This is a genomic window from Bradyrhizobium sp. SHOUNA76 (assembly GCF_023006445.1).
Taxonomy (GTDB): domain Bacteria; phylum Pseudomonadota; class Alphaproteobacteria; order Rhizobiales; family Xanthobacteraceae; genus Bradyrhizobium.
In genome coordinates, this window is the sequence record NZ_JALBHA010000240.1 from 1 (window position 1) to 9,236 (window position 9,236).

10 protein-coding genes are annotated in these 9,236 nt (G+C 65.6%); 8 read left to right on the top strand and 2 right to left on the bottom strand.

Annotated elements, in window-relative coordinates; all coding sequences use genetic code 11:
• Nucleotides 1–228: 228 nt before the first annotated feature.
• Nucleotides 229–459 (bottom strand): hypothetical protein, encoded by a 231-nt coding sequence (locus MOV74_RS22470; RefSeq protein WP_246926971.1) that lies wholly within the window; start codon nucleotides 457–459, stop codon nucleotides 229–231.
• A 62-nt stretch (nucleotides 460–521) separates the two neighbouring features.
• On the opposite strand from MOV74_RS22470, the gene MOV74_RS22475 reads away from it, so the two are divergent.
• The 7 genes from MOV74_RS22475 (at nucleotide 522) to MOV74_RS22505 (ending at nucleotide 8,811) form a co-directional block, all read left to right on the top strand.
• On the top strand, nucleotides 522–1,874 hold the full coding sequence (locus MOV74_RS22475) for an MFS transporter (RefSeq protein WP_246926973.1): 1,353 nt from the start codon (nucleotides 522–524) through the stop codon (nucleotides 1,872–1,874).
• A 122-nt stretch (nucleotides 1,875–1,996) separates the two neighbouring features.
• Complete coding sequence (locus tag MOV74_RS22480) at nucleotides 1,997–2,902, top strand: LysR substrate-binding domain-containing protein (RefSeq protein ID WP_246926975.1); 906 nt, start codon at nucleotides 1,997–1,999, stop codon at nucleotides 2,900–2,902.
• Nucleotides 2,903–3,032: 130 nt separating this feature from the next.
• The gene (gene kdgD, locus MOV74_RS22485) at nucleotides 3,033–3,977 is read left to right on the top strand and encodes a 5-dehydro-4-deoxyglucarate dehydratase (RefSeq protein ID WP_246926978.1); all 945 of its coding nucleotides are present in this window, start codon (nucleotides 3,033–3,035) and stop codon (nucleotides 3,975–3,977) included.
• A gap of 24 nt (nucleotides 3,978–4,001) precedes the next feature.
• On the top strand, nucleotides 4,002–5,345 hold the full coding sequence (gene gudD / locus MOV74_RS22490) for a glucarate dehydratase (RefSeq protein ID WP_246926995.1): 1,344 nt from the start codon (nucleotides 4,002–4,004) through the stop codon (nucleotides 5,343–5,345).
• Between the two features lie 15 nt (nucleotides 5,346–5,360).
• Nucleotides 5,361–6,809: an aldehyde dehydrogenase family protein gene (locus tag MOV74_RS22495; protein ID WP_246926999.1), complete on the top strand. Its 1,449-nt coding sequence runs from the start codon at nucleotides 5,361–5,363 to the stop codon at nucleotides 6,807–6,809.
• A gap of 114 nt (nucleotides 6,810–6,923) precedes the next feature.
• A complete protein-coding gene (garD, locus tag MOV74_RS22500; RefSeq protein ID WP_246927013.1) occupies nucleotides 6,924–8,465 on the top strand; it encodes a galactarate dehydratase in 1,542 nt (513 codons plus the stop codon).
• 37 nt (nucleotides 8,466–8,502) lie between these two features.
• Entirely contained in the window at nucleotides 8,503–8,811 is a 309-nt protein-coding gene (locus tag MOV74_RS22505) for a sensor histidine kinase KdpD (RefSeq protein ID WP_246927016.1), read from the top strand.
• On the opposite strand, the gene MOV74_RS22510 is transcribed toward MOV74_RS22505, so the two are convergent.
• A complete protein-coding gene (locus tag MOV74_RS22510; RefSeq protein WP_246927018.1) occupies nucleotides 8,808–8,990 on the bottom strand; it encodes a hypothetical protein in 183 nt (60 codons plus the stop codon). The two genes, MOV74_RS22505 and MOV74_RS22510, sit on opposite strands and share 4 nt — an antisense overlap.
• 13 nt (nucleotides 8,991–9,003) lie before the next feature.
• Between MOV74_RS22510 and MOV74_RS22515 the strand changes: the two genes are divergently transcribed.
• A partial coding sequence (locus MOV74_RS22515) for a hypothetical protein (protein ID WP_246927021.1) occupies nucleotides 9,004–9,236 on the top strand: 233 nt, incomplete at its 3' end.

Genomic DNA, 9,236 nt, shown 5'->3' on the forward strand with positions numbered 1-9,236 from the left:
AGCACCGTGCTGGGGCTGGATGCCGCGCCGCCGGGCGTGACGCGCGGATTCCTGCCGCAGCTGTTGCCGAGCGCAAGGCAGTAGCGCAGGCGCGAGCTCTCCCCACACCGTCATTGCGAGCGCAGCGAAGCAATCCAGAATCTTTCCGCTGTAAGACTCTGGATTGCGTCGTCGCAAGAGCACCTCGCAATGACGGGCTTGTAGCGTGCGCTTTCCAAACCTTCACTGTCATCGCCCGCGCAGGCGGGCGATCCAGTGCTCCGCGGCAGCCGTGATTGAACCGGGAAGCCGCGGCGTACTGGATTCCCCGCTTTCGCCGGGAATGACCGCGGTGCGTGCGGCATCATCTTGCGCATCACGACCGCTCGCACATTCTCCTCGCGCCCACATCGTTCCCCCGACCTGCCGTTCCATCAATCCAAAAACGGCATCGATCGATACTGCCTTGAACTTGGACACTTCGCCGCGCGCGCCTCTAGGACTCGTCTCGGGGAAACGGGTCGAGTTCAAGGAGGCGCCTGATGAGCGCAGTGGTGTCCGCAGCGGATGCGAGGAGGTCTCGCGTCAGGCTGTTCATCGTGACCATGTTGTTCCTGGTCACCACCGTGAATTATGCCGACCGCGCCACGCTGTCGATCGCAGGCCCCGCGCTCTCCAAGGAGCTTCATCTCGATCCCGTCGCCATGGGCTGGATCTTCTCGGCCTTCGGCTGGTCCTATGTCGTGGCGCAGGTACCGGGCGGCTGGCTGCTCGACCGCTACGGCTCGCGCATCGTCTATGCCTTCAGCATCATCATCTGGTCGCTGTTCACGCTGATGCAGGGCTGGGTCGGCTTCCTCAGCGCCGGTACGGCCGTCGCCGTGCTGTTCGCGCTGCGCCTGCTTGTCGGCGTTGCGGAAGCGCCGTCCTTCCCCGCCAATGCGCGTATCGTCGCCGCCTGGTTTCCGAGCAACGAGCGCGGCACCGCGTCGGCCTTCTTCAACTCGGGACAGTATTTCGCCACCGTGATCTTCGCGCCGCTGATGGGCTGGATCGCGCACTCTTACGGCTGGCGCTTCGTGTTCTTCGTGATGGGTGCGCTCGGCATCGTCATGGGCTTCGTCTGGATCAAGACCATCTATGGCCCGAAGGAGCATCCTTCGATCAATGAGGCGGAGTTCGACTACATTAGGGAAGGCGGCGCGCTGGTCGATCTCGACGCGCCCAAGGACGATCTGCCGCGCGAGCGTGCGCCCGAGGCCGGCTCCGGCTGGGACCACATCCGCCAGTTGCTCTCCAACCGCATGATGCTCGGCGTCTACCTCGGCCAATACTGCATCAACACGCTGACCTATTTCTTCCTGACCTGGTTCCCGGTCTATCTCGTCAAGGAGCGCGGGCTGTCGATCCTGCAAGCCGGCTTCGTCGCGACGCTGCCGGCGCTGTGCGGCTTCATCGGCGGCGTGCTCGGCGGCATCATCTCCGATGCGATCCTGCGCAGGACCGGCTCGCTGACCATGGCGCGCAAGATCCCGATCGTCGGCGGCATGCTGCTGTCGATGTCGATCATCGCCTGTAACTATGTCGACGGACAGGCGCTGGTAGTCGGCTTCATGGCGCTCGCCTTCTTCGGCAAGGGCATCGGTGCGCTCGGCTGGGCGGTCGTCTCCGACACCTCGCCAAAGGAAGCCGGCGGCGTCTCGGGCGGCCTGTTCAACACCTTCGGCAACCTTTCCTCGATCACCACCCCGATCGTGATCGGCTACATCCTGGCCGCGACCGGCTCGTTCAACGGCGCGCTGGTGTTCGTCGGCGCCAATGCGCTGGTGGCCGCATTCGCCTATCTCGTGATCGTGGGCAAGATCGAGCGCTTGACGCTCAAACGTTCCTCCTGAGGGCTCCCATGGGAGCTTGACCAGGCAACTTAACGGCGGCTTCACAGCCGCCGTCTTTGTTTCGGGGGTAATCGATGCTAGAAGTGCCGGGGAAACGCCTTATCCATCTAAGGCATGTATCGATGTTCGACCTCAACCAGCTCCGCTGTTTCGTCACGGTGGCGGAAGAATTGCATTTCGGCCGCGCCGCCGCGCGGCTGAACATGACCCAGCCGCCGCTGTCCCGGCAGATCCAGGTGCTCGAGCACATCATCGACGCGCCGCTGCTGGAGCGCACCAGCCGCTCGGTCCGTCTCACCCCTGCGGGACGCAGCTTCCTGCCGGAGGCGCGCCGCATTCTCAAGCTTGCGGAAAGCGCTTCGCAAGTCGCCCGCCGCATCGCGCTCGGCAAGACCGGCTCGCTGAAGATCGGCTTCACGGCCGCCGCAGCTTACGGCTTCCTCCCCGAGCTCGTCGCGGCGTGCCGCGCCAAGCTGCCCGAGGTCGACTTCTCGCTGAAGGAGATGGTGTCGGGCGACCAGTTCGAGGCGCTGACCTCGGGCCAGATCGACGCCGGGCTGCTCAGGCCGCCGATCGCGCGCCCCGAGCTCACCAGCCGCCGCGTCGTCGCCGAGCCCCTCCTCGCCGCGATCCCGAAGAAGCATCCGCTGGCGAACGTCGAGAGCATCACCATCAAGGATTTCGACGACCAGCCCTTCGTGATGTATTCGCCCTATGAGAGCCGCTACTTCCACGATCTCTTGGTGGCGCAATTCACCCGCGCCGACGTGCTGCCACGCTATGTCCAGCACCTCAGCCAGATCCACTCGATCCTGGCCATGGTGCGCGCCGGCCTGGGCCTTGCCATCGTGCCGGCTGCGGCCGCGGGCTTGAAGATCTCCGACGTCCGGCTGCGTCCGCTGAAGCTGCGGGGCCGCGTGCCGGTCGAGCTGTTCATGGTGTGGCGCCGCGACGACGAGAATCCGCTGCTCTCGGCGCTGGTCAAAATCGCCGGTGAATTGTCCTCCACGGAGGTGGCGGAGGATTGATGCTCAATCCGCATCGGTCGATATAGGCTTTGGCTTGGACGCGTATCGAACGGTCTCCTAAACCACGGCGCATGGACGCGCAGGCTTTGACCCCGCGTCCTCCTCAACACGCAATAAGGGAGCAGCGCCCGTGAGCAAGATGACCCCGCAGGAAATGGCCAAGAAGATCGGATCCGGCCTCCTGTCCTTTCCCGTCACGCCGTTCAAGGCGGACTACTCCTTCGACGAGGCGACCTACCGTTCCAACATGGACTGGCTGTGCGGCTACGACGTTGCCGGCCTGTTCGCTGCCGGCGGCACCGGCGAATTCTTCTCGCTGACGCCGACCGAGGTTCCGCACGTCGTCAAGATTGCCGTCGAGGAGACCAAGGGCCGCGTGCCCGTGCTTGCCGGCACCGGCTATGGCACCGCGATCGCCCGCGAGATCGCTGTGGGTGCCGAGAAAGCCGGCGCCGACGGCCTGTTGCTGCTGCCGCCCTATCTCACCCATGCCGAGCAGGACGGCCTTGCCGCCCATGTCGAGGCGGTCTGCGCCTCGGTGAAGATCGGCGTCATCGTCTACAACCGCGACAACGCGATTCTCCAGCCCGACACGCTCGCCCGCCTTGCCGAGCGCTGCCCGAACCTCGTCGGCTACAAGGACGGCATCGGCGACATCGAGCTGATGACCCGCGTCTACACCAAGCTCGGCGACCGCCTGACCTATGTCGGCGGCCTGCCGACCGCGGAGACCTTCGCGCTGCCCTATCTCGACATGGGCGTGACGACCTATTCGTCCGCCGTGTTCAACTTCGTGCCGGAATTCGCCACCAATTTCTACACGGCCGTGCGCAAGCGTGACCACGCCACGATCCAGGCCGGGCTGAAGGATTTCATCCTGCCGCTGATCGCGATCCGCAACCGCAAGAAGGGCTATGCGGTCTCGATCATCAAGGCCGGCATGAAGGTGATCGGCCGCGATTCCGGCCCGGTCCGCCCGCCGCTGACCGACCTCACCGAGCAGGAGATCGCGGAAGTGACCGCGCTGGTGAAGAATCTGCCCGCCATCCGATCGTCACAACAGGCTGCAGAATAGGACGACAACAGCGAGGAGCGTGCGATGGCCCAGACTGATATTTCCGGCGCACCTGTTATCACGACGATGCAGGTGATCCCGGTCGCGGGCCGCGACAGCATGCTCCTCAACCTCAGCGGTGCGCACGCCCCGTTCTTCACCCGCAACATCGTCATCCTCACCGACAATGCCGGCCACACCGGCCTCGGTGAGGTGCCTGGCGGGCAGAAGATCTGGCAGACGCTCCAGGACGCCCGCGATCTCGTCATCGGCAAGACCGTCGGCGCGATGAACAACATCCTCGCCGACGTCCGCACCGCCTTCGCCGACCGCGATTCCGGGGGCCGCGGCAAGCAGACGTTCGATCTCCGCGTCATGATCCACGCGGTGACGGCGATCGAATCCGCGCTACTCGATTTGCTCGGCCAGCACCTCAACCTGCCGGTCGCGGCGCTGCTCGGCGAAGGCCTGCAGCGCAAGAGCGTCGAGACGCTCGGCTATCTCTTCTTCGTCGGCGACCGCCGCAAGAGCAGGCTGGACTACGTCGCGGGCGAGACCGGCAAGCCGGAGTGGTTCAACCTCCGCCATCAGGAGGCGATGACGCCGGAGACCGTGGTGCGACTCGCGGAAGCCACCCACGACCATTACGGCTTCGCCGACTTCAAGCTGAAGGGCGGCGTGCTGCGCGGCGAGCAGGAGATCGAGGCGGTCACCGCCATCGCAAAGCGCTTCCCGAACGCGCGCGTCACGCTCGACCCCAACGGCGCCTGGTCGCTGGACGAAGCTGTCAGCCTCTGCAAGGGCATGCACGGCATCCTCGCCTATGCCGAGGACCCCTGCGGCGCCGAGGCCGGCTTCTCCGGCCGCGAGATCATGGCCGAGTTCCGCCGCGCCACGGGGCTGCCGACCGCGACCAACATGATCGCGACCGACTGGCGCCAGCTCTCCCATGCGCTGCGCCTCGGCGCAGTGGACATTCCGCTGGCCGATCCCCATTTCTGGACCATGCAGGGGTCTGTGCGCGTCGCCCAGACCTGCCGCGACAACGGCCTGACCTGGGGCTCGCATTCCAACAACCATTTCGACATTTCGCTGGCCATGTTCACCCATGTCGGTGCCGCCGCGCCCGGCAAGGTCACCGCGATCGACACCCACTGGATCTGGCAGGACGGCCAGGCGCTGACCAGGGAGCCGCTCCAGATCAAGGGCGGCAAGATTGCCGTCCCGGACCGGCCGGGGCTGGGTATCGAAATCGACAGGGCGGCCATCGACGCGGCGCATGACCTCTACAAGCGGCATGGACTTGGCGCCCGTGATGACGCTATTGCCATGCAGGACCTGATCCCAGGCTGGACCTTTGACGACAAACGTCCCTGCCTCGTGCGCTAAACTCTGGAGGAATACATGACTGCGATCCTGAAGAACTTCATCGGCGGCGAATGGGTCGACGGCTCCGGCGTCACCAGGAACATCAACCCCTCCAACACCAACGACGTCGTCGGCGAATACGCCAAGGCTGACAAGGCGCAGACCGAGAAGGCGATCGCCGCCGCCAAGGCCGCCTTCCCAGCCTGGGCGCAATCGACGCCGCAGGTGCGCTATGACGCGCTGAACAAGATTTCCCTCGAAATCCTCGCCCGCAAGGAAGAGCTCGGCCGCCTGCTCGCGCGCGAGGAAGGCAAGACCCTGCCGGAAGGCATCGGCGAGGTCGCCCGCGCCGGCCAGATCTTTGCGTTCTTCGCCGGCGAGGCGCTGCGCCTGATCGGCGAGAAGGGCGCCTCGGTGCGTCCCGGCCTCGACGTCGAGCTCACCCGTGAGCCGGTCGGCGTCATCGGCATGATCACGCCCTGGAATTTCCCGATCGCGATCCCGGCCTGGAAGATCGCGCCGGCGCTCTGCTACGGCAACACCGTGGTGTTCAAGCCGGCCGAGCTGGTGCCGGGCTCGGGGCATGCGCTGTCCGAGATCATCACCCGTTCCGGCATTCCCGCCGGCGTGTTCAATCTCGTGGTCGGCTCCGGCTCCGTGGTCGGCCAGACCCTGCTCGACCACCCGGATGTGGCCGCGATCTCCTTCACCGGCTCGGTGCAAACGGGGCGCAAGATCGCGCAGGCCTGCGTGCTCTCGAACCCGATGAAGAAATTCCAGCTCGAGATGGGCGGCAAGAATCCGCTGGTCGTGCTCGATGACGCGGACCTGAAGACGGCCGTCGAGGTCGCCGTCAACGGCGCTTATTTCTCCACCGGCCAGCGCTGCACCGCCTCCTCCCGCCTGATCGTCACTGAAGGCATCCACGACCGCTTCGTCGCGGCGGTGGCCGAACGGCTGAAGGGCCTGTCGGTGGACGACGCGCTCAAGGCCGGCGTGCATATCGGCCCTGTCGTCGACCAGAGCCAGCTCGACCAGGACCTGCGCTACATCAAGGTCGGCCAGGACGAGGGCGCCAAGCTCGCGTGGGGCGGCGAACTGCTCAAGCGCGAAACGCCCGGCCACTACCTCCAGCCGGCGCTGTTCACCGAAGCCAACAACAACATGCGCATCGCGCGTGAGGAAATCTTCGGACCGGTCGCCGCCGTCATCCGCGCCAAGAACTACGAGGAAGCACTCGCGATCTCCAACGACACCGAGTTCGGCCTCGCCTCCGGCATCTGCACCACCAGCCTGAAATACGCCTCGCACTACAAGCGCAACAGCGAGTCCGGCATGGTGATGGTCAATCTGCCGACCGCCGGCGTCGACTATCACGTGCCGTTCGGCGGCCGGAAGGGCTCGAGCTACGGCGCCCGCGAGCAGGGTTCGTATGCGCGCGAGTTCTACACCACGGTGAAGACGGCTTATACGTTCCCGGGCTGAGACATCGTAGGGTGGGCAAAGCGAAGCGTGCCCACCACCTACGTTTGACGTGAAGAATGGTGGGCACAGCGCGTTGCGCCTTTGCCCACCCTACGGTTTCGGAGGCAAGCGCAGATGGACCAGGACGTCGCAGCGAAAGAGCAGCCCCGCTATATCAAGCTCAACGAGCGCGACAATGTCGCGATCGTGGTCAATGATTTCGGGCTACCCGCCGGCTCCCGCTTCGCCTGCGGACTGACGCTGCGCGCCTTCGTGCCTCAGGGCCACAAGACGGCGCTGGTCGATATCGCGCAAGATCAACCGATCGTCCGCTATGGCGAGATCATCGGCTATGCGCTGTCGCCGATCCTGGCCGGGGAATGGGTGGACGAGGCGCGCATCCGCATGCCGGAGGCCCCTGACCTCGACAAGCTCGAAATCTCGACTGCCGTCCCCGCGCCGCTGCCGCCGCTCGAAGGTTTCACCTTCGAGGGCTTCCGCAATGCGGACGGCTCGGTCGGCACGAAAAATATTCTCGGCATCTCCTCCTCCGTGCAATGCGTCAAGGGCACGATGGAATACGCCGTGAAGCGCATCCGCGCCGAGCTGCTGCCGAAGTACCCCAACGTCGACGACGTCGTCCCGCTGACGCACGCCTATGGCTGCGGCGTCGCCATCACCGCGCCCGATGCGGTGGTGCCGATCCGCACGCTGCAGAACATCGCGCTGAACCCGAACTTCGGCGGTGAGATCCTGGTCGTCGGCCTCGGTTGCGAGAAGCTCGCGCCGGAGCGGCTGGTGCCGGAAGGCGTCAGCGACGCCATCGTGCGCATGCAGGACGAGGCCTTCGACGGCTTCGGCGCGATCGTCGACGCGATCATGACCCAGGCCGAAGCGCGCCTGAAAATCCTCAACAAGCGCGCCCGCGAGACCTGCCCGGCCGCCGACCTCGTCATCGGCCTGCAATGCGGCGGCAGCGACGCCTTCTCCGGCGTCACCGCGAACCCCGCCGTCGGCTTCGCCGCGGACCTTCTGGTGCGCGCCGGCGCCACCGTGATGTTCTCCGAAGTGACCGAGGTGCGCGACGCCATCCAGTTGCTCACGCGGCGCGCGATCAACGAGGACGTCGGGCGCGCATTGGTGCGCGAGATGGCCTGGTACGATTCTTATCTGGCCCGCGGCGGCGCCGACCGCAGCGCCAACACCACGCCCGGCAACAAGAAGGGCGGCCTCGCCAACATCGTCGAGAAGTCATTGGGTTCGATCGTCAAGTCCGGCTCCTCCGCCATCGCCGGCGTGCTCTCGCCCGGCGAGAAGGCGACGCAGAAGGGCATGCTGTTCGCGGCAACGCCGGCCTCCGACTTCATCTGCGGCACGCTCCAGCTCGCCTCCGGCATGACGCTGCAGGTGTTCACCACCGGCCGCGGCACGCCTTACGGCCTTGCGGCAGCGCCCGTGATCAAGGTCGCGACCCGCAGCGAGCTCGCCCGCCGCTGGAAGGATTTGATCGACTTCGACGCCGGCCGCATCGCCACCGGCGAGAAGACCATCGAGGAGACCGGCTGGGACCTGTTCCGCCTGATCCTCGATGTCGCCTCTGGCCGCACAAAACCGTGGTCGGATCGCTGGGGCATCCACAACGACCTCACGCTGTTCAATCCGGCGCCGGTGACCTGAGCGCCGACGAGCCGGTCGATCACTGACTATCGATCAGGTGATCATTCACGCCCATGGCGCGCAACGCATCGTTGCCACGCTCAGCCGCGATGGCATCTCCATTCACGATGACGGCGCGGGCCTGCCCGATGGCGCCGAACACGGCCTGACCGAGCCGTTTCAGACCGGCAACGTCGCCGGCGACGGCGCAGGCCTCGGCCTGTCGATCGTTCGCGAGATCATCGCTGCCCATGGCGGCGAGCTGATCATCTCTTCCGCGCCCGGCCGCGGCACGACCATGATCCTGCGCTTTCCCCAAGGCGCCGCGCCGGTCAAAGCCCGGCAGCTTGCTCTGCAAGAGCCCTAAGCGATGCGCATCGGCTCTGCCGCGAAACCGTCCGGAAACATTGGCGCGAAAAGCTTCTGCATCGGCTCGTCCTTTCGCATCAAGCAACCAATATGTGCGCCGGAGGCGATGAGAATGTTCGCACACGAGCGAACCTGTTCCGGCATCGCCACGACCAAACCTCCGATTGACATCTTCAACGGAGATTTTCCAATGCGTGTTCTCACAATAATTGCCGTTGCCGGCGCCGTGATTGCGAGCTCGGCCGGCGCCTTCGCCGCCGAGCTTCCCTCTTACGAAGTGAAGTCCTTGCCGATCTCGGCGACGCAGGTGCAGGTGCTCGGCGGTACGGGCGTCGAGGAGCAGTCGGCCGCGCCCGCGATGATCGTCGCCGGCATGCCCGCCTCGCCCGCACAGGTCTCGGTGCTGTCGCCGCGCGTCAAGCG